The sequence below is a fragment of the Desulfosporosinus acidiphilus SJ4 genome, from assembly GCF_000255115.2.
In the GTDB taxonomy this organism is placed as follows: domain Bacteria; phylum Bacillota; class Desulfitobacteriia; order Desulfitobacteriales; family Desulfitobacteriaceae; genus Desulfosporosinus; species Desulfosporosinus acidiphilus.
The window spans coordinates 3,243,089-3,262,403 of the sequence record NC_018068.1 but is presented as its reverse complement, the minus strand read 5'-3'; the positions used below and the strand labels follow the sequence as shown (position 1 = coordinate 3,262,403).

General features: G+C 40.2%; 20 protein-coding genes and 1 tRNA gene. 14 read left to right on the top strand and 7 right to left on the bottom strand.

Annotated elements, in window-relative coordinates:
* Positions 1 to 218: 218 nt before the first annotated feature.
* Positions 219 to 407, bottom strand: a complete 189-nt coding sequence (locus tag DESACI_RS14845) for a ferredoxin (protein ID WP_014828013.1) — start codon at positions 405 to 407, stop codon at positions 219 to 221.
* 132 nt (positions 408 to 539) lie between these two features.
* On the opposite strand from DESACI_RS14845, the gene DESACI_RS14840 reads away from it, so the two are divergent.
* Positions 540 to 1,058, top strand: coding sequence for a GNAT family N-acetyltransferase (locus DESACI_RS14840; protein ID WP_014828012.1), 519 nt, complete (start codon positions 540 to 542; stop codon positions 1,056 to 1,058).
* Positions 1,059 to 1,323: 265 nt separating this feature from the next.
* Entirely contained in the window at positions 1,324 to 2,121 is a 798-nt protein-coding gene (gene spo0A, locus DESACI_RS14835) for a sporulation transcription factor Spo0A (protein WP_014828011.1), read from the top strand.
* A 315-nt stretch (positions 2,122 to 2,436) separates the two neighbouring features.
* Here the strand turns inward: spo0A and DESACI_RS14830 are convergent, their stop codons facing one another.
* The 3 genes from DESACI_RS14830 to DESACI_RS25235 form a co-directional block, all read right to left on the bottom strand.
* The gene (locus DESACI_RS14830; protein WP_014828010.1) at positions 2,437 to 2,985 is read right to left on the bottom strand and encodes a CBO0543 family protein; all 549 of its coding nucleotides are present in this window, start codon (positions 2,983 to 2,985) and stop codon (positions 2,437 to 2,439) included.
* Between the two features lie 69 nt (positions 2,986 to 3,054).
* A complete protein-coding gene (locus DESACI_RS25240) occupies positions 3,055 to 3,519 on the bottom strand; it encodes a membrane protein (protein WP_041276097.1) in 465 nt (154 codons plus the stop codon).
* 21 nt (positions 3,520 to 3,540) lie between these two features.
* Positions 3,541 to 4,086 (bottom strand): hypothetical protein, encoded by a 546-nt coding sequence (locus DESACI_RS25235; RefSeq protein WP_242833064.1) that lies wholly within the window; start codon positions 4,084 to 4,086, stop codon positions 3,541 to 3,543.
* A 460-nt stretch (positions 4,087 to 4,546) separates the two neighbouring features.
* Here DESACI_RS25235 and DESACI_RS14815 point away from each other — a divergent pair, with 460 nt between their 5' ends.
* On the top strand, positions 4,547 to 5,338 hold the full coding sequence (locus tag DESACI_RS14815; protein ID WP_014828009.1) for a lipid II flippase Amj family protein: 792 nt from the start codon (positions 4,547 to 4,549) through the stop codon (positions 5,336 to 5,338).
* A 300-nt stretch (positions 5,339 to 5,638) separates the two neighbouring features.
* On the top strand, positions 5,639 to 6,316 hold the full coding sequence (locus tag DESACI_RS14810) for a dTMP kinase (protein ID WP_014828008.1): 678 nt from the start codon (positions 5,639 to 5,641) through the stop codon (positions 6,314 to 6,316).
* A 221-nt stretch (positions 6,317 to 6,537) separates the two neighbouring features.
* On the opposite strand, the gene DESACI_RS14805 is transcribed toward DESACI_RS14810, so the two are convergent.
* Positions 6,538 to 6,613: transfer RNA gene (locus DESACI_RS14805), tRNA-Arg, on the bottom strand.
* 144 nt (positions 6,614 to 6,757) lie between these two features.
* On the opposite strand from DESACI_RS14805, the gene DESACI_RS14800 reads away from it, so the two are divergent.
* Both DESACI_RS14800 and DESACI_RS14795 read left to right on the top strand, forming a co-directional pair.
* Positions 6,758 to 7,627, top strand: a complete 870-nt coding sequence (locus tag DESACI_RS14800; protein WP_014828007.1) for a YitT family protein — start codon at positions 6,758 to 6,760, stop codon at positions 7,625 to 7,627.
* A gap of 27 nt (positions 7,628 to 7,654) precedes the next feature.
* Complete coding sequence (locus DESACI_RS14795; RefSeq protein ID WP_014828006.1) at positions 7,655 to 8,653, top strand: hypothetical protein; 999 nt, start codon at positions 7,655 to 7,657, stop codon at positions 8,651 to 8,653.
* Here DESACI_RS14795 and DESACI_RS14790 read toward each other — a convergent pair whose 3' ends face one another.
* Both DESACI_RS14790 and DESACI_RS14785 read right to left on the bottom strand, forming a co-directional pair.
* The gene (locus tag DESACI_RS14790; RefSeq protein WP_014828005.1) at positions 8,654 to 9,445 is read right to left on the bottom strand and encodes a polysaccharide deacetylase family protein; all 792 of its coding nucleotides are present in this window, start codon (positions 9,443 to 9,445) and stop codon (positions 8,654 to 8,656) included.
* Between the two features lie 116 nt (positions 9,446 to 9,561).
* Complete coding sequence (locus DESACI_RS14785) at positions 9,562 to 9,822, bottom strand: hypothetical protein (RefSeq protein ID WP_014828004.1); 261 nt, start codon at positions 9,820 to 9,822, stop codon at positions 9,562 to 9,564.
* A gap of 164 nt (positions 9,823 to 9,986) precedes the next feature.
* On the opposite strand from DESACI_RS14785, the gene DESACI_RS14780 reads away from it, so the two are divergent.
* The 8 genes from DESACI_RS14780 to DESACI_RS14745 all read left to right on the top strand — a co-directional run bounded on the left by DESACI_RS14780 (position 9,987) and on the right by DESACI_RS14745 (position 19,185).
* Entirely contained in the window at positions 9,987 to 11,255 is a 1,269-nt protein-coding gene (locus DESACI_RS14780) for a tetratricopeptide repeat protein (RefSeq protein ID WP_014828003.1), read from the top strand.
* Positions 11,256 to 11,360: 105 nt separating this feature from the next.
* Positions 11,361 to 11,888, top strand: a complete 528-nt coding sequence (locus tag DESACI_RS14775; RefSeq protein WP_014828002.1) for a hypothetical protein — start codon at positions 11,361 to 11,363, stop codon at positions 11,886 to 11,888.
* 2 nt (positions 11,889 to 11,890) lie between these two features.
* Positions 11,891 to 12,424: a cob(I)yrinic acid a,c-diamide adenosyltransferase gene (gene cobO / locus DESACI_RS14770; protein ID WP_014828001.1), complete on the top strand. Its 534-nt coding sequence runs from the start codon at positions 11,891 to 11,893 to the stop codon at positions 12,422 to 12,424.
* 96 nt (positions 12,425 to 12,520) lie between these two features.
* Positions 12,521 to 13,849 (top strand): type I glutamate--ammonia ligase, encoded by a 1,329-nt coding sequence (gene glnA / locus DESACI_RS14765; protein WP_014828000.1) that lies wholly within the window; start codon positions 12,521 to 12,523, stop codon positions 13,847 to 13,849.
* 359 nt (positions 13,850 to 14,208) lie between these two features.
* Positions 14,209 to 14,412 carry a hypothetical protein gene (locus DESACI_RS14760; RefSeq protein WP_242833195.1) on the top strand — a complete coding sequence of 68 codons (204 nt, stop codon included), beginning with the start codon at positions 14,209 to 14,211 and terminating at the stop codon, positions 14,410 to 14,412.
* Between the two features lie 163 nt (positions 14,413 to 14,575).
* Positions 14,576 to 16,477 (top strand): PrkA family serine protein kinase, encoded by a 1,902-nt coding sequence (locus DESACI_RS14755; RefSeq protein ID WP_014827998.1) that lies wholly within the window; start codon positions 14,576 to 14,578, stop codon positions 16,475 to 16,477.
* A 21-nt stretch (positions 16,478 to 16,498) separates the two neighbouring features.
* Positions 16,499 to 17,635: a sporulation protein YhbH gene (gene yhbH / locus DESACI_RS14750; protein WP_014827997.1), complete on the top strand. Its 1,137-nt coding sequence runs from the start codon at positions 16,499 to 16,501 to the stop codon at positions 17,633 to 17,635.
* 62 nt (positions 17,636 to 17,697) lie between these two features.
* Positions 17,698 to 19,185 carry a SpoVR family protein gene (locus DESACI_RS14745; RefSeq protein WP_014827996.1) on the top strand — a complete coding sequence of 496 codons (1,488 nt, stop codon included), beginning with the start codon at positions 17,698 to 17,700 and terminating at the stop codon, positions 19,183 to 19,185.
* Positions 19,186 to 19,315: the final 130 nt, after the last annotated feature.

The following is a 19,315-nucleotide window of genomic DNA, read 5'->3' as shown; positions in this document are numbered from 1 at the left end:
ATAAGCCGAGTTTTTCTTTGTACTATCAGAAAGTATAACTTTCGGTTGTATACTGCAAGAAGGACTAATACGTGCGAAGGCAGTGCCTTCGTCCTCCAGCATAAGTGCAACTAGGTAGCCGCCTGCGCCGTAGGCTTGGTGTCAGCCAAGTTTTCTTTATACTATCAGACCCCCCATGCTGTTTAAAACGACACCATGAATGATTTGCTATAAAGCAGTTATTTCACAGTAATAGCATCAACAGGGCAGCCTTCTTCTGCTTCTTTGGCAGCGTCTTCGACTTCACTGGGAACCGGGTTGGTATAAGCTGTTGCAAGTCCATCGTCTTCCATCTTAAACACTTCCGGGCAGAATTCAGGGCAAGCACCACACCCAATGCACGTATCTTTGTCTACTTCAGCAATCATTATGTACCCTCCTTCAGAAAATCTAATGATAGTCTGCCCTTGTAAAAGTTGTCTATTCACGATACTTTAATATTATAAGATTTTTTCTGGTTTTCAGTGCAAAAGATACGGAGAGGGGTCCAGAGAAAACAAATGAAAATTGGGATACGTATTGCAGAAAGTCACGATTTGGAACAAATACGAGAGATTTATAATTGGGCGGTAAAGAATACCGTCGCGACCTTTGATCTTGAGGAACGAACCATTGAACAAAATATAAAATGGTTTAACGAGCATCATACGAGGTATCCTCTGTATGTAGCCATAGATCAAGAGACGGTGACCGGTTGGGGGAGTATTTCGCCTTTTCACCCCAGACCTGCCTATCGGCCCACGGGAGAATTTTCTATTTATATTGCCCCAAACTTTCAAGGAAAAGGTATTGGAGACGTGCTTCTGAAACATCTTTGCTCTTGTGCTAAAACCTTAGAATATCATTCTTTAATCGGGTTAATAACAGGTACTAATAAAGCTAGTTTGAAGTTGGCAGAAAGGAATGGTTTTGTTCAAGTTGGCCATTATCGAGAAGTCGGAATAAAATTCGGGGAATGGCTTGATGTTGTTGCTGTTCAAAAAATGATTGCAAATCAACGTTTGGAAAAAATCATTTGAGTAATCTCGATATAGTTCTCTTTATTTCATGATCAAAATAAGTTATTTCGATCATGTGGAAAATATAGGGAGATTTTGCGTCCGAAATAATTACCAGTATTATCCAAAAACCATAGCCTGTCCGCTTTACAGCTTATGAAACACCTTTATACAGCCCCCTAATTATTTGCGATTTCGACATTGAGCATAACGTATAATAAGGGCACCGGAGTTACAAAAAGAAAAAAGGTTAGCCGGAATACTATTAAGGCGGGTTGATGGTCGAATGGGTAAGAAAATAAAAATAATTGTGGCGGATGACAATCGTAATTTATGTCAAATGCTACAGAACTACCTACAAGGTCAAGAAGATTTAATCGTTGTTGGCGTTGCCAATAACGGTTTAGAAGCTTGGGAACTCATTCAAACTCAAGAACCGGATTTAATAATCCTTGACTTGGTAATGCCGAATTTAGATGGATTAGGAGTTTTAGAACGTGTAAATAGTCGTACTACGATGACTCGTCCAAAAGTAATCATGCTCACTGCGTTTGGTCAAGAGTCTCTTACTCATCAGGCGATGCTGCTAGGAGTCGATTATTTTATACTTAAACCCTTTGATTTAGAAATTTTAAATAAAAGAATTCGTTCCTTAACGCAGGATGTTCCGACAAATCCCCCTGCTCAATTTACATCAAATGCTCCTGCAGTGACGTCCGTCGGCAACGGAGTTAATTTAAGCGTAGAGGTCACTTCAATGATGCATCAAATTGGCATCCCTGCCCATGTTAAAGGATACCAATATATTCGTGATGCAATTCTGATGGTGGTTGAAGATGTTTCCTTGTTAGGAGCAGTTACTAAAGAGCTGTATCCGGGAATAGCCAAAAAATTCGATACGGCACCAAGCAGAGTGGAACGCGGAATTCGCCATGCCATCGAATTAGCTTGGGAACGGGGACATACGGATACTCTGAAACGCATTTTCGGATATTCCATGAACATAGAGCGTCAAAAGCCTACAAATTCAGAATTTATTGCTCTTTTAGCCGATAAATTGAGAGTCATGAGTAAAGTTAGCTAAGACAGCCAATTAAAGGTTTAGCGATTTTGGAAAGGCAATGAATTTTAAAAATAGCAAAACACGTTCCTTTCATACTTTTTCGGTATGGTGGAGAGGCGGTCAAGGAATTATATTAGTTAACCCCTAGCGGGTTCAAGAGTCTAAATAAGCGTTGGGCAGGTGGTTATGATTTTTCCGATATCTGGGAAGTCATAGCCACCTGGTTTGTTATATAGGCTATTAGATTAGAAACTGGAAGATGGGATCCTGCGTATGACAAGCATTTGAGAGAAAGCAGCTGCCTCTAAAGTCTTCTCTCTGCAATAAGGGAGGGAGTTATAGTCTTTTAAAATTATCTCGTGTGACAACAAAATGGGCAACTAAATAAATACCGAAAAATATTGGAAAGGAGTAATAATGATGCCAATGTTTTGGAGAATAATAGCCGAGAACCACAAATAATGGTTGTGCCCCAAATGAACCTATTAAAGAAAAAATAACTGCCTTAACTAAAGGGTTAACCATAGGTTTATATTGTAAAAAGGCCATTGTAATTACAGGTAAAAGGGTGAAGTCCCAAGGTATAAAAGCGGGTGAAAGTGGAATAACTTCAGCGTGGTAAGACCAAAGACCAAAGAGTATCCCTACAACATCCAACCATGATGATATAAGTATCGTTATGACTCCTGCATATAAAAGGCGGTTAGTACTATCCTTCCTCCTTTTAACTATCCATGCTGCCCAAGGAACTATGGTAAAAACGAGGGATAACCACCATCTCCAAGTGAATAATATTTGGTGATACCAAACATAAATCATATCTTTATTAGCTTGAATGATTAACCCATACGCTTTTTCAAGGTCGTTTATCATTTGTTGATTCATAATCGCATCTCACCCTCAACTATAAAGAAAGTAACTAAAAGCATAATTGAATAGTCACGAGAAAAGAATTTATATATTATTATCGAGGCTTAATTTGCTTACACCTAGTGCGTTGTGTTCCCACAAAGTATTTTTAATCATATCTAATTGCTTGTCATTACAATCGATGATTACTACAACTTCTGACGACTTCGACTTTTTTTGTCTATTATATTTTCTTGTGGTTATCAGTTTTATTACGAGACCTACGCTAAAACCAACACACATGCCGATTATTCCCCACATAATGGGGCCCCACGCTAGAATAAAACCATAAATTCCACCAAAGAGGCAAGATATGGTTGCCAAGATAATGGGGAAATCAATTAAACTCAAACCGTCGGCGGAATGGATTGTATCAAAAAGCTTTTTATCTTCACTTTTTTTATCCAGTGGAACACACAGGATGTTTTCCTTGGCAATTCCTTTCATTTGGATAGCAGTTATTGCTAATTCTAAATAATTTGAGTGTTCAAAGGTAGAGATAACATACATATAAAAGGTCACCCCTATATCTTACTTTTTAAAGGGCATTTTGAAATACTTATATTGGTAATCCCGCTTTAAAAATTTGGCTTGTTCCCAATCAAATAATTTATTGTTTTCCACAGTGTTTACATAAGACTCGTAAATAGCAAAGAAGTAAAGACATGGAATATTTAATAACCAATGGGCATCAACGATGGATTTAAGATAAATGGATTTAACATAGTCAAACTGTCCCATTAACGTGTAATGAATTGCTGGAAGCAGTTTAGAAAGGTAGACCATACTAATAAACCAGCACATAGAGAACAATGCACTGGGAATTCTATGAATATAGATTTGCCCTAATCCAGGCATCAAAGCTGACCAGGCGGCTGCGACCCAGGGTTTTCTCTTGTCTAAGTGATTAATCTCAGTTGAATTGATGTTAAACATCTTTACCTCGGCATCTTCTCTCGCTGCCAATATATATTGAAGGTTTATGTCAATCGTAGTTCGATACGAATCATAAACTGCAAATAAATAAGTTGGAGGATAAAGCATCACCCAAGTTAAATCTAGCACGTTTTTGGCCATTTCGAACCTGCCTGTGAAGGAGTATAAAATTGCAAGATTAATATGTGCTTTATAATTCAAAAATATTTCCCAGGTAAACAAAAGAAAACCTCTTAAGTATTTCGATAATAGAAGGTGTCCTAAGCCTGGAAAGGAAAATGACCACCAAGCTATTACATATGGATTTCTCAAATGAAGTTGCGTTGTACCAAGCGTACTGACGTATGCTATATAACGGCGAACAGTAGAATTAGAATCAGGGCGGTCCATAATAATCTCCTTTAAAAAATTGTTATGATTATTATGCCGTTTAGTTAGGTATCTAACCCGAAAAAATAGTATAAAGTTGCCATTATCCTGGAAGCATCCTAGAATAAAAAAGGAAATTTCTATTTGACAGTAGAAGAAAGAAACAGATGAAAGACTTTAGGCAATAAATCGGCTTGAGAACAGAATATGAGGTTAGGGAAAGGAGCAGTCTATGGCTATTCAAATAATCGTGGTAATTTTACTGAATTTTATTATCTCGTTAATAGGAACATTAGCCTATTCGGTAAGATTAGTCGGCGTTAGAACCGGAAAAATTGCTGTCTCATTTGCGCTTTTCAACATTTTAATGTTGGTCTCCAGAGTCGCAGTTTCATTTCAAGTTCCGATATTAACAAGATATGTAGAAGGAAACCCGGGAGCGGGTGATCTTCTGACGGTCTTTAATGTAATTATCGTCATTTCCGGTACAGCGACGGTTTTTGGGGCTATTCTAATTCCGACGTTTCAAAGATTACTCTATCGGGGAGTTCAATCATTTACCATTGACAGGTCATTATCTAAGTTGATAATACATAGTTTCTCGAAGTCCGGAATTCGCTATATAAAAGATTGTGTTACGGTCCCATCAAAAGAAAACGTCAGGCAGCTAACCCACAAAAAATATCCCAGAAGAATAATATTTTATAATTTTCTTGCAGTAGCTTTTTTGACAGTGGGTTCTTTAGCTCCTATCTATGCGGGAATCTTAGAACCGGACTTAAGAGCTACTTGTATTACCCTTTCTTCGATTGTCAATGGCATAGCAACAATACTCATGACAATTTTTATAGATCCTCATTTATCAATCATGACGGATGACGTTATTGACGGGAAACGAACTGAGGATGAATTCAGAGTTTGTGTCATAGGCTTGGTGGGTAGTAAAACGTTGGGGACCTTTGCTTCGCTGTTGTTACTCCTGCCTTTTTCATATTTGATTGTTTTTATGGCTAGAGTAATATAAAAATAGATTGTAGTCCATTCAATGTTAACTATTGATAGTTTAATTGGGATTAAACTAGAGGAAAGAAAACTGGTAAAACAGTTTGGCATATCGAACATTAATTATCAAAGGAAGGTTCCGGCACTAATTCCGTTTATAAAAAGAGTGGATTAATTGAACTTGAAAATATGACCAACTGCTTGAAGTGGCATTTTCGGAGACAAATTCACTTTATCGTTTTAACTTTTGCTTGAACCCTAGGGCTTAAGATTGTATTATAGGTTGAACGATAATGTCTAATTCGACAAGGAGGCGCTTTTCTTGAAGGGAAAGCTGATTGTAATAGAAGCCGGTGATGGTTCTGGCAAAGCAACTCAAACGAAATTATTATTTGACAGGCTAAACGCTGAAAGTTATAACATTAAAAAAATAGAATTTCCGGATTATGAAAGTGATTCCTCTGCTCTCATCAAGATGTATCTAAAAGGAGAATTCGGCAGAAATCCTGCGGATGTTAATCCCTATGCCGCTTCGACTTTTTATTCGGTAGATAGGTATGCATCTTATAAGAAAGAATGGGAAGACTTCTATTTGAGCGGCGGTATTATCTTAGCTGACCGTTATACTACCTCAAATATGGTACATCAGGCAGCCAAAATTTCAGACGAAGAAGAGAGAAAAGCATATCTTCGCTGGCTATCAGATTTGGAATTTGAAAAATTTAAACTGCCTGTTCCTGATTGCGTAATTTTCCTAGATATGAATCCACACTTTAGCCAAAAATTAATAAAAAATCGAGAAAATAAATTCGGTGACAAGGATAAGGATATTCATGAAAGTAATTTTGAGTATCTGGTTCATTCCTATGATACTGCCTGTGAAATAGGAACAGCCTATCATTGGCAAAGAGTTAATTGTGTTTCTGATGATAAGCTGCGAAGTATTGAAGAGATTCATAAAGATATATATGTAATTGTAAAACAGCTATTAAACGGATAATGTTGTTACATGTGAGGGCACACGCATACGATATTTAATTTAGTATAAGCATGAGGAACGAACGAATTATCTTGTGAACCTGAGAAAAGGAGAAACAGGTAATGCTTGAATATGTTCTACTCATAATTTAAACCAGATTATCATACATAAGTGTTATTGAACCAAGAGGGATACGGAAAACAAAATAAAGCCACAACTAAAGTTGTGGCTTAAATACATTATGGTGCGCCCGGCGGGATTTGAACCTGCGACCTCCGGCTTCGGAAACCGTCACTCTATCCACTGAGCTACGAGCGCATAATTGGACACCACTTTATTTTACCTAATTAGAGACAGTTCGTCAAGTATGAAATCTGCCTCTTTTTGCCTAAGTTGTCTCTAAAGGCCCCCTGCTGTATAATGCTACCAGGACTGATATGTTATTAGAAATGAGGAATTTTGTTGCACTGGAAGAAGATAAATGAATTATTTTCGTGGCAATTCTTAAAAAGGATTTTAGGGATAATACTCGGAGCGACCATCGTGAGTGCAAGTATTAATTCCTTGATTATTCCTAACCGCATAGCAGACGGCGGAGTTACAGGGATTGCGATTATCTTGCACTATTTATTTAAATGGCCGGTGAGTTGGATTATTTTGGTTTTAAATATACCTCTTTTTATCGTAGGACTCAAATTGGTTGGACGCAGTTTTTTATTATTGAGTGTTCTTGGAGTCGCTGTTCTCTCGTTAACCCTTTCAATGACAACGCATTTACCGCCATTAACACAGGACACTTTACTTGCGGCAATATCCGGAGGGGTTGTTTCAGGAATCGGGATGGGGATTATTTTTCGCTCACGGGGCTCTCTGGGGGGAACAGATATTTTAGCGGTCTTATTTGCCAGAACGACACCTTTTAGTGTCGGGCAGATTTTGCTGGGAATTGATGCAGTCATCTTCTTGTTAACAGCTATTCTCTTTAAACCGGAAATGGCCATGTATGCCATGATTTATATGTTCATTGCCACCCGGGTTGTTGACTTGGTTCAAGAAGGTCTCAGCCACTCGAAATCAGTCATGGTTGTAACATCTCATCCACAACGGATCGCCAATGAAATTATGTCTAAGTTGGAACGAGGCGTCACATTGTTCCAGGCAACCGGTGCTTTTTCGGGAGAGTCCAAGCAGGTCGTTTATTGCGTCATTAATCGTACAGAGTTGTCACAATTAAAGGAGATAGTACGAGAACAAGATCCGGTGGCCTTTGTAGCTATTTCCGAAGTTCCGGAAGTCGTTGGGGAAGGTTTTTCATCTTGGAAAGGTCATTAGGATCTTTGTGATAGAGGAGAGATTATCTTGCTAAGTAATAAGCGACAGCATTTATGGCGCTGCCGCAAAGCTCTAGCAGTTTTTGTTCTAATAGTTTTTATTAGTTTATGTACTTGTGTTTTATGGGAAATCCAAGGTCTGGAACAAGCTATCAATAATTATGATGTGGTAATGGTACGATCAGAGATAGAACGTCTTGAAGCATATGGAATGTTTTTTAACCAATTTAGTTTTATGCAGGACGCTAAGTTATGGTTAGCGCTTAACCTGAACAAACAAAACCTAGAGTCGAAGCTATCAGACTATAGAGATGATAAACATATTTTCTGGTTATTTTTATTGAATTTACAGCAGGGAGATATTCACCGAGCTCGACAAGACATGCTTAAAATTCAAAACTCCGCTAGAAACCATTTGGCTCAGGGTCTCATGGAATTGGCCGAGGGAAATCCGAGAACAGCAAAAAATTCCTTAACAGATAAGATGACGGATTGGTCATCTTTACCTCGCCAGGAGCAAGCATTAAGGCATCTGGCCTTAGCCCAAGGGGCCATTAGAATCAATGATTATCCTTCGGCACATATAGAATTGGCAGCGGCTCAAAAAATACAGCCTTTAAATCCGGGAGTCCTCAATCTAGAATTTAACCTGGCCTTGCAGGAAGAACAGTGGAGCAGAGCTTTTGCAGCCGGAAAGTCTATACAGGCTCAGAGTTGGAGAGCTGATACCATGCTTTTTGAAACTAAGATGGCTTTGTTGGCTCTTCGCGAGCATGATGAAATGAATCTGGAAAATAGTTTTCGAGCATTAAGGAATTTTCCTCAAGGAGAAGCCGTCATTCTTTATCTTAATGGGATCCAAGCTTTAGGGAGCGGAAGAATCCAAGAAGGAAAGCATTTTCTGGAAACAGCTCTGCAAGAAGGACTGGAAGGGAGTATTAATCAAGATGCCCATCAAGCCCTTGAGCAAGTGAAAAAACGGCAGGATGCGGATTACCTATTAAAAAGCTTAGCGCAGGAATCATAATCAATTATGGCTAGGTGACGTTTCATTTTCTAATTTACTCTCCGGAGGCCATGTTCCGCTTGCCTCAGAAAGGAGTTTTCCAACGGGCATGAGTGTGTAGCCTTTCTGCTTAAGCTGCTCGAGAACGGAGGGCAAGGCTTGAATGGTATCGGGAGCTGAGTCAGAAGCATGGAACAGGATGATATCGCCGGCTTTCGCGCCCCCTCCTGGGCGTATACCATTTAGGACATTATTAACGACGGCACTCGGACCGGGGCGTTTCCAGTCCAGAGAATCTACACTCCATTGAATAACCCGGTAGCCAAGTTTATGTGCTACTGTAATTACTTTATTGTCATAGGCTCCGTTGGGTGCACGGATGAGCCGAACTTTCCGTCCCGAGATTCGTTCTAAGACTTGCTGGGCAGAGGAGATTTCTTGTTCTATTTCTCCGGCTCCTAAGGTGTTAAGATCAATATGACGGTTTCCGTGGGAACCAATTTCATGCCCGTCAGCGACCATTCGTTGTACTAATGCCTGGTGTTTTTCGGCCCAGGGACTGGAAAGGAAAAATGTGGCATGAACGCCTTCGCGTTTGAGAATATCGAGGATCGGTTCGGCTGTTTTTTCCCCCCAGCTGATATCGAATGTTAGGCCAATAGCTGGTGTATTGACAGTGGCAGAATAAATGGGCTTCAACTTTCCGGAAAAAACTGATGTTACATTTTCTCGATAGGTGATTAAGACAAGCAATAAGATTCCCCAAAGGGCAAGGTTACGCCAAGACGGTCTTCTGAAAATTATTAATTTCATATTCGGCATTCCTCCTTTGGGATAAAGATATTCGTTGAATTACCGGATCATGAGGTAAAAGAACAAAAAAAACGCCTGAAACAGGCGTTATGTAGTGCGTAATTATCTGAAACTATTTAAAAGCGTTGGGTAAACCTACTTCCAAATACTACCTTGATCAAATCGATTTTAAACAGTAACTTGAGCAAAACGTGAAGCACTAAAAAAGAGGCAGCTATAATTACTACAAAACGTATTAGGAAGAAAGCGATGGCGAATAGCCAGGTAAAAACTTTACCCAAGACCACAGCTGAAATATAAAGACCTAGAATGAGTACGAGAAGCTTGATGGCTATCATCCAGACATTTGATGATTGCGACGGGCGATAAGTATTCAAGGCCTAAACACCCCCTTCAAGAAAAAGATTATCATATTTCGACTTTTATGTCTAGGTTGCAAGCTTGTTCGTTCTAAAGTTCCTTAAGGCTCTAAAACTTACAATTTTATAATACCCAATAAATTTAATCGTGCATATTATGGAGCATACATGGAGGGGATAATATGTACGAGGTGGAATTAGCGGCCTGGAGGAACTTGATGGAGGAAGGCACTCAGTGTTTGGGAGAGGAACAGTTTGCCAAAGCGGAAAACTATTATTCTCAAGCGCTCATCCTAGCAAACCAATTGTCAGTTCCGGAGATTGTTGCGTTTACCATGCGGCTCTTAGCTACGGTTAGAGTTCGTTTAGGATTTTTTGAATTGGCCGAAGAAGGCTTTCAATCTGCACTTCGTATTTGCCAGGATATCGAAAATGCCAAGGGCATGTCAGAAGCCTGGGCTGGGTTAGCCAGTGTATCTGTAAAGAGGGGAAGGTTTCAGACAGCGTGTCAATATTATGAAAAAGCCATAGCGATTTACCCACTGACTTCACCGCCTTTAAGACTTGGGATGTTGTATGCTGATCTTGGTCAGGTTTATGTGACGCTGGCAGATTGGTCACAAGCGAAAACGGCCTATGAACAAGCTCAAGAAATTTGTCGTCTCAATGGTTTTCTTAAAGGTGAGGGTGAATTGGATATTCTTATTGGTGAGTTGTGTTTTCGGCAAAGGAAAAAGGAAGAAGCCATTAAAAACATAAAGCATGCCTGCTTAATTTTTATCCAGATACTCGACGTTGTTGCTTTAACAAACGCGCTTCAATATCTGGCTTTATTATACTTTGAGCAAAATGAAATGCAGTCTGCCTTTGAATGTCAGCAAAGAGCCGTTGCTCTTTGCTTGAAATTTGACTCAAAACAGGTCATGAGTGAGAGCTGCTTTTTTCTTAGCAAGATTGAACAATCTATAAATTTGCTTGAAGAGGCGAAATATTATCTTGAACTTTCTATAGGATATCACCCGCAAGATGATTTGGAGATGGCCTTGCGCTATCAAAACTTGGCCAATTTACTGCATCTAACCATGGATTATGCCAAGGCAGAACAATACTATTTTAAATCTCTGAGCCTCTTTGAAATTTTGGGGGAAAAATCGCATTTGGGTGAGGTTTATGAAGCTTTGGCCATTTTAAAAGAAACTCAGCATAGCGAGGAAAACAAATGGAACAGAATAGGGGAAACGGATGTAGGATCAAAAATGCCTGGAGGATTCCCCTTAGATGCCATGATTCGGTTGGCAGAATTTTATGAAGAGAGACGAAGCTATCGAGAGGCCCTTGAGTGCTATTGGAAGGCCTTGGAGATTGGTCGAGATGCCGAAATTGAAACGGGTTGGATTGAAGCCAGAGTACAAAAAGTATCTAAGAAAATTCGTCGTAGGAGGACAATATAGTAATCTTTCCAAAATTTCGCAAAGAAGCTTTATAATTCACGGCAGTTCAGATAAAATAAAGATAAATAATTTTCTCTGTATAGAGATAGGACTGGAGGGGAATCTATGGGTGAGGAAGATACGATACTCCTCGAATGTATTGAAGAAATTTACCATTGTTTTGAAAATGTCTTAAAGAAGGCACAAAAAGTTCGATCGATCCATGTGAGAAAATTTGAGTCCCTTCTTGAGGAACTTCTTAGCGAACGCAGAGCTTTTGAAGACATATCTGTACCGGCACGACTTATTATTGAACAACTTTTGGAATTGCAATTTAAAGTTGGACAAGTTGCTTTAGAAGCTGAATATTTGAGCCAGCCTTTTTCCGGCGTGGGATCTGTGAAGATTGAGGAATTTGGCCTTATTCGGATTAAGCTTGGTGACATTGAAGTCCGTTGGCGCGATGGAAGCTATTCTTACTACCTCTATCCAGATAAAGTAGAGTTAAGAGCGAAAGACGAGAAAACGGCGATCAAACTCTTCTTTTCTATTCCCTTTAACCAACAGGCCTTAGAAAGATTTCCGGAAATTTTGACTTCACCTAATGTTGTCTATATTCATCCTCAACTAGAAAAATGGATTCGGAAGGTGTAAAAATGGCAGGTTTAGACCAGGGACTCGTTCAATTATACACAGGAAACGGCAAAGGAAAGACGACGGCCGCTTTTGGGCTTGCAGTAAGAGCAGTAGGGCACGGTTTTAAGGTATTTATTATTCAATTTATGAAAGGTAACGATGACTACGGAGAATTGAAGGGGTTAAGCCGTTTGTACCCGGAATGTCATCATGAACATTTTGGAGGAAAGGGGTGGGTACATAAAGGTACTCCTGAAGAAGAGCACATCCAGGAAGCACAAAAGGCTTTTCTAAGAGCCCAAGAAATTGTTCATTCCGGGGAGTGGGATATCGTCATTCTCGATGAAATTGTCAATGCCATATGGTTTGAACTATTAGTAGAACAAGATGTTCTAGACTTATTAGATTCTAAACCGGATCATGTGGAGATAGTCTTGACCGGACGTAATGCTTCTGAGCAATTAATTGCCAAAGCTGATCTCGTCACAGAAATGGTTCAAAAAAGACATCCCTTTGATCAAGGAATTATGGCCCGCAAGGGTATTGAATATTAAACAGTTCTTGACATTGGACAAAGCCGTCCATGCAAAACCGAATAGGGTTGGAGCATGGGCGTTTATCGTTTAAGAAACTAAAAGGAGTGATTCACTATGATGATGACTAATGATGATGTCCTTCGGGAAGCTCAGGAAAAAGGGGTTAAGTTTATTCGCCTGCAATTCACGGATATTTTCGGGATTCTAAAGAATGTGGCCATTACCATTGAGCAATTGGAAAAAGCCTTAGATGGCCAGCTTATGTTTGACGGTTCTTCAATTGAAGGGTTCGCCCGGATTGAAGAATCGGACATGTATTTGCGCCCAGATCCGAATACTTTTGTCGTATTTCCGTGGCGGCCTAAAGAAGGCGGAGTTGCCCGCCTGATCTGCGATGTTTATAATCCGGATGGATCTTCTTTTGGCGGCTGCCCGAGAAGTGCTTTGAGAAACGTTTTGAAAGAGGCTTCAGATCTTGGTTATACCTTAAATGTCGGCCCGGAACTAGAATTTTTCCTTTTTCATACTGACCCGGAAGGGCGTCCAACCACGGTGACTCATGATAAAGCCGGATATTTTGATTTAACCCCCGTTGATCTGGGAGAGAATGCTCGCAGGGATATGGTTCTTACCTTGGAACAAATGGGCTATGAAATCGAAGCCTCTCATCACGAGGTAGCTCCCGGGCAACACGAAATAGACTTTAAATATTCAGATGCACTGGATATTGCCGATAAAATTGCAACCTTTCGCTTTGTGGTCCGTACGATAGCACAGCATCACGGCTTACATGCGACATTTATGCCAAAACCAATTTTCGGTATTAATGGTTCTGGGATGCATAGCAATCAATCTTTATTTAAAGACGGAAAAAATGCCTTCTATGATCCTAATGATTCTTTAGGACTTTCAGAGATAGCCTATTACTATATCGCAGGATTGATGAAACATGCCCGTTCCTTTACCGCAATTACAAACCCAACCATAAATTCCTTTAAACGACTTGTGCCGGGATATGAAGCACCCTGTTACATAGCTTGGTCAGGACGCAACAGAAGTCCCCTGATCCGGATACCAGCGAAAAGAGGCTCTTCAACCCGCATAGAATTGAGGAGTCCTGATCCTTCCTGCAATCCTTACTTAGCCCTTGCAGTACAATTGAAAGCGGGATTAGATGGCATTAAGAATAAGCTCACTCCCCCTTCAGCGGTGGATTTAAATATCTATGCTATGACGGAAGAAGAACGTGCCAAGCTTAATATCGGCTCCTTGCCCGGCAGTTTGAAAGAAGCCTTGGATGAATTAGCTCAAGCTCCGGTTATTCAGGAAGCTCTGGGGAGTCATATTTATCACCGCTTCTTTGAAGCTAAAATGGAAGAATGGGATAGCTTCCGAGTTTCAGTATCCCAATGGGAATTGGATCGATATTTAGCCTTGTATTAAGGTAAAGTTATCTCTACATAACCCGCACTAAGCATTTTGCCGGTGCGGGTTTTTTCGTGCTTTCGCCATACTGCAACTCATTACGCATACTCCTACAGTATGAATTGGCCGAGTGTCTCTGAAGCTATGGTAGTGTTTTCGGGCGACAACCGAGTTTTCTTTACTTAATTGTTCGCGATCTAGAATCTTTATGTCTCCTTTAATAGAGGTCAGAAGATTGGGGGCATAAACTTTAAGAAAAAGATCACATAATAAAAATTTTAAATATTCTAAATTTTACACTAGATATTTTTATTTTTACTATGTTACTATAGTTAACATAAAGCTCTTGGAGAAGGAGGACGATCGACGTGTATGCGATAAATCGTGATTCGGTATCGCGCTCTTCCTTTCGAGCTCAACGCAAATTTAGAGTTGGGGATCGAGTTGCAACGAGTAATCGTTGCTTAGGAACAGTTGTCCGAATTGACCGCGATGAGATTGGTGAGTATATTGTAGCGCGTTTAGATATTTTACCAGGTGAATTTGCTTATGATCCTTGGGATTTGGAAAAAATTGAATAGAGCTTTAACTTAGGCTAAAAGCCACGCAGGACACCACTTTCAGGGGTGTTCTTTCTTTATGCACATTGAAAGAAGTTTAAAAGTATATGCCTTATCTAGTACGACTAGGCATATACTTATATATACCCGTCACTGATTTGTTCCGAAGAAGGGAGGGCTATTAATGGAAGTCATTAATTGGTTACGCGAGTATCGCGAAATAGAGGCATCATTAGAATGGAAGGGAACATTTGCGGACTATCTGCAGATGGTTATTAAAAATCCTAATTTGGCCCTGCATGCGCATGCACGAATCTATGCCATGATTAAAGCGGCAGGTGTTGAAGCAAATGGTGATCAGAAAAAATATCATTTTTTTGACACGGAACTTTTTGGCTTAGATAAAACATTGGAACGCCTAATTGAGGAGTATTTTCACAGTGCTGCCAAGAGATTGGATGTACGAAAACGGATTCTCCTCTTGATGGGTCCTGTGAGCGGCGGCAAGTCAACCATTGTAAGCTTATTGAAACGAGGCTTAGAACAGTTTACGAGAACTGATGAAGGTGCTGTTTATGCCATTGAAGGCTGTCCCATGCATGAGGATCCTCTGCATCTCTTGCCCTTGTCTTTGCGGACCCAATTTGAAGAGAAATACGGGATTCGCATTGAAGGAAATCTTTGTCCGGTTTGCCGCTTGCGCTTGGATGAAGAATTCAGAGGAGAAGTTGAACATTTTCCTGTAAAACGGATTCTCTTTTCTGAAGAACAGAGAGTGGGAATTGGTACCTTTACTCCTTCGGATCCCAAGTCTCAGGATATTGCTGATTTGACCGGAAGCATTGATTTTTCTTCAATCACAGAGTATGGTTCGGAATCCGATCCTCGAGCCTATCGCTTTGACGGGGAACTGAATAAAGCCAATAGGGGTTTAATGGAATTCCAGGAAATGCTTAAATCCGATGAGAAGTTCCTGTGGAATCTTTTAAGTTTATCTCAGGAAGGAAATTTTAAAGCCGGGAGATTTGCCTTGATTTCGGCGGATGAGTTAGTCATAGCTCACACCAATGAGAACGAATACCGGAGCTTTGTGGCTAATAAGAAAAACGAAGCCTTACAATCCAGGATTATTGTGATGCAAATTCCTTATAATCTTAGAGTCAGTGATGAGGTTAAGATATACGAAAAGTTAATTAGTCAGAGTGACATCAATAATGTTCACATTGCCCCCCATAGCCTCTGGGCAACCTCCGTCTTCGGAGTTCTTTCCCGGCTGAAACCTTCCAAAAAGCAAGGAATGGATCTCGTCAAAAAAATGAAAATATACGATGGAGAAGATGTTGAGGGATTTAATCAAAAGGACATCAAGGAACTCATGATGGAAGGAGAGGAGCAAGCCGAGGGTATGAGCGGGGTCGATCCGCGCTATGTCATTAATCGCATCTCAACGGCCTTGATTCGGGACGAACGGGCCTGTATCAATGCTTTAGATATCTTAAGAGCTCTGAAGGACGGTTTATCTCAGCATACCTCAATCACGAAGGAAGAAAGAGAAAACCTTCTGAATTTAATTTCGGTAGCACGTCGTGAATATGATGAAATGGCAAAAAAAGAGGTTCAGAAAGCCTTCGTTTTCGCCTATGAGGAATCAGCAAAATCTCTTTTAAACAATTATCTCGACAACGTAGAAGCATTTTGCAATTCTACGAAATTGTTGGACCCAATTACCGGTGAAGAATTGCCTCCTGATGAACAATTAATGAGGAGTATCGAAGAGCAAATCGGTGTCACGGAAAATGCAAAGAAAACCTTCCGGGAGGAAATTTTGATTCGAATTTCTATGTATGCCCGCAAAGGAAAAGCTTTTAATTACGAATCTCATGAACGCTTAAAAGAAGCCATTGAAAAGAAACTGTTTGCAGACCTCAAGGATATTGTCAAAATTACGACCTCAGTGGATCATCCTGATCAAGAACAAATGAAGAGAATTAATCATGTTATGGACCGTTTGATTAATGATCATGGATACTGCCCAATCTGTGCTAATCAAATCGTTAAATATGTCGGTGCCCTCCTAAACCGTTAAACAAAAAAGAGGAGGGATAAAATGGCGGAGGATATTATTGTTAACCATGATGACTGGGGTTTGCATCGTAAAGGTTATTTGGACCAAACAAGACACAGAGAAAAAGTTGAAGAAGTCATCAAACAACAATTAGGGGATTTAATTGTTGATGAAAGCATCATTTTATCGGACGGCAAAAAGAGTACGAAAATCCCCATGCGCTCCTTAGAGGAATTTCGCTTTAAATACGATATTAATAAAAATAATCATACGGGTCAGGGAAATAAAAAAATGTCCCCGGGTGACATTTTAGGGCGTGAACAGGGGAAAGGAAAAGGTGCTTCCGGAAGCGGAGCCGGTGAAAATCCCGGTGAAGACATTTATGAAGCGGAAGTCACGTATGACGATCTGGCCAATATCTTATTTGCTGAATTACAGCTGCCCAATTTAGATGACAAGAAACGCCCATTGATTGCTCACGATCGCCCCGAGTTCAATGACGTTCGCAAAAATGGACTCATGTCTAATGTTGATAAAAAACGTACCCTGCTGGAAAGTATTAAAAGGCAGGCTATGAGAGACAAAAAGGATAAGAACGAACGACTGAAGATTACTCCCGAAGATTTGCGCTTTAAAACCTGGGAGACACGTCCGAATTTCGAGACGAATGCCGTCATTTTAGCAATGATGGACACATCAGGTTCTATGGGACAATTCGAAAAGTATATTTCACGTACCTTCTTTTTCTGGATGGTTAGGTTTTTACGACTAAAATATGAAAATGTGGAAATCCGTTTTTTGGCTCATCATACGGAGGCGAAAGAAGTTACAGAAGAAGAATTCTTTACCCGGGGAGAAAGCGGCGGTACGCGGTGCTCTTCCGTGTATAAATATGCTTTGGATCTAATAGAAAGCGACTACCCACCGGCACATTATAATATTTATCCGGTTCATTTTACCGACGGGGATAATATTGGCTCGGATAATTCGCGAGCTTTAACCCTTATGAAAAACCTTGTCGATGTAAGTCAGGTAGTCGGGTATGGGGAAATACTCAGAACTCATTATTCCAGCACCTTAATGTCTACCTTAAAAAAAATCACTGATCCTAAGCTTAGGTTAGTGACCATTCGCGACCGAAACGAAGTTTATGACGCTCTAAAGACCGTTTTCTCTTAATTGAAGAATTAACCTGCCTTGACTTCGGCTTTAAAGCTAGAGTGATCATAAGGGGGGAAGGCATGGATACGGAAATGAAAGCATTAACGGCAATTGCCCAAGAAATAGCTCAGGTGGCACGTGGAATGGGATTAGATTTCTATCCGGTTAATTTTGAAATTGTTCCTGCGGAGGCATTGTATACCTTTGGAGCTTATGGAATGCCTGTGCGTTTTACCCATTGGAGTTTTGGCAAGGCATTTTATCGCATGAAAACTCAATATGATTTGAATTTAAGCAGAATTTACGAACTTGTGATTAATACAAATCCGGCCTATGCTTTTTTGCTGGAGGGCAATCATTTAACCCAAAACAAACTAGTAATTGGTCATGTCTACGCTCATGTAGATTTTTTCAAAAATAATTATTATTTTTCCCGTACGCCCAAAGACATGATAGAAAGAATGGCTGCTCACGCTGAGAAGATAAGGGAATATGAAAGCTTATATGGTCGTGAAAAGGTAGAATCAACACTCGATGCAGTGCTTTCAATTCAAGAACATGTGGACTTCCGTTCTCATATCGGACCGGATTATAAAAAAGATAAACCTGTGAAGCATAAACTTTCAAATAAACAATCCGGAGGAGAACATTCTTGCCATACCTCTGGTTGTACAGGTCAGGGATGCACTTCCAAAGGAACTTGCGGAAATTGTCAGCAGCCAAAAAGTTCGGCCACGGAGTCTAGGAAAGCAAAAATGAAAAAATCAAGAACTTCTAACCCTTACGAAGATTTATGGGAGGATGACTGCCAGAAAGAAAATGATCTCCATCCTCATGAGGATTATGAAGACCTCCTTTATTATTTGATTGAATTTTCTCCGGGGTTGGAAGAATGGCAGCGGGATATTGTGAGTATTGTGCGTGAAGAGTCTCTCTATTTTTCCCCTCAAATCGAAACGAAAATTATCAATGAGGGGTGGGCAACCTTTTGGCATGCCAAAATAATGCGCGAACTTGATCTTACTGAAAACGAATCCTTAGAATTTTCCTTGATGCATAGTCAAGTGGTGCAGCCATCGCGCATGGGTCTCAATCCCTACTACTTGGGAGTTAAATTATGGGAGCACCTAGCCAAAGATAAAACAAAGGAAGAACTTTTTGAACTGCGGGAGGCTGAAAACGATCTTTCCTTTATTCGTAATCATTTGAGTAAGGAATTAGTCGAAGAATTGAATATGTTTAATTTCCGTAAAGTAGGAGCCCACTGGCAAGTTACTGAAAATGATTGGGAGAATGTCCGCAACAACTTAGTCCGGCAGCTTGTTAACGGGGGCAATCCGAGAATTGTTGTGCAAGAAGGAGATTATGAAGGTAAAGGGGGGCTGTATCTCAGACATCGTCACGAGGGTGTGGATCTAGATATCGTTTATCTCGAAAAGACCCTCTCTTTGGTGCAGTTTCTTTGGGGTAAATCTGCTGCCATGGAAACGGTGGTTGATAATAAAGCCTATATCTTTGAGGCGTCAGACGGATTGGTCAGCCGCAAACAAGTGAGCAAAACTGACTAAGTAAAGCCAAAGCTTCAAAATCATCGACCAAAGCAGATGCAGGATTCATCTGCTTTGGTTAATTTTAAGAAATTGAATTTTACAGAAAGAAACTGGTAAAGATTATGAGTCTATGGTAAAATACCCACGG

What these genes read in the sequence shown, in the direction of transcription:
- DESACI_RS14845 (WP_014828013.1), bottom strand. Translation starts at nt 407, where the DNA reads ATGATTGCTGAAGTAGACAAAGATACGTGCATTGGGTGTGGTGCTTGC.
- DESACI_RS14840 (WP_014828012.1), top strand. Translation starts at nt 540, where the DNA reads ATGAAAATTGGGATACGTATTGCAGAAAGTCACGATTTGGAACAAATA.
- spo0A (WP_014828011.1), top strand. Translation starts at nt 1,324, where the DNA reads ATGGGTAAGAAAATAAAAATAATTGTGGCGGATGACAATCGTAATTTA.
- DESACI_RS14830 (WP_014828010.1), bottom strand. Translation starts at nt 2,985, where the DNA reads ATGAATCAACAAATGATAAACGACCTTGAAAAAGCGTATGGGTTAATC.
- DESACI_RS25240 (WP_041276097.1), bottom strand. Translation starts at nt 3,519, where the DNA reads ATGTATGTTATCTCTACCTTTGAACACTCAAATTATTTAGAATTAGCA.
- DESACI_RS25235 (WP_242833064.1), bottom strand. Translation starts at nt 4,086, where the DNA reads ATGGCCAAAAACGTGCTAGATTTAACTTGGGTGATGCTTTATCCTCCA.
- DESACI_RS14815 (WP_014828009.1), top strand. Translation starts at nt 4,547, where the DNA reads ATGGCTATTCAAATAATCGTGGTAATTTTACTGAATTTTATTATCTCG.
- DESACI_RS14790 (WP_014828005.1), bottom strand. Translation starts at nt 9,445, where the DNA reads ATGAAATTAATAATTTTCAGAAGACCGTCTTGGCGTAACCTTGCCCTT.
- DESACI_RS14780 (WP_014828003.1), top strand. Translation starts at nt 9,987, where the DNA reads ATGTACGAGGTGGAATTAGCGGCCTGGAGGAACTTGATGGAGGAAGGC.
- DESACI_RS14775 (WP_014828002.1), top strand. Translation starts at nt 11,361, where the DNA reads ATGGGTGAGGAAGATACGATACTCCTCGAATGTATTGAAGAAATTTAC.
- cobO (WP_014828001.1), top strand. Translation starts at nt 11,891, where the DNA reads ATGGCAGGTTTAGACCAGGGACTCGTTCAATTATACACAGGAAACGGC.
- glnA (WP_014828000.1), top strand. Translation starts at nt 12,521, where the DNA reads ATGATGATGACTAATGATGATGTCCTTCGGGAAGCTCAGGAAAAAGGG.
- DESACI_RS14755 (WP_014827998.1), top strand. Translation starts at nt 14,576, where the DNA reads ATGGAAGTCATTAATTGGTTACGCGAGTATCGCGAAATAGAGGCATCA.
- yhbH (WP_014827997.1), top strand. Translation starts at nt 16,499, where the DNA reads ATGGCGGAGGATATTATTGTTAACCATGATGACTGGGGTTTGCATCGT.
- DESACI_RS14745 (WP_014827996.1), top strand. Translation starts at nt 17,698, where the DNA reads ATGGATACGGAAATGAAAGCATTAACGGCAATTGCCCAAGAAATAGCT.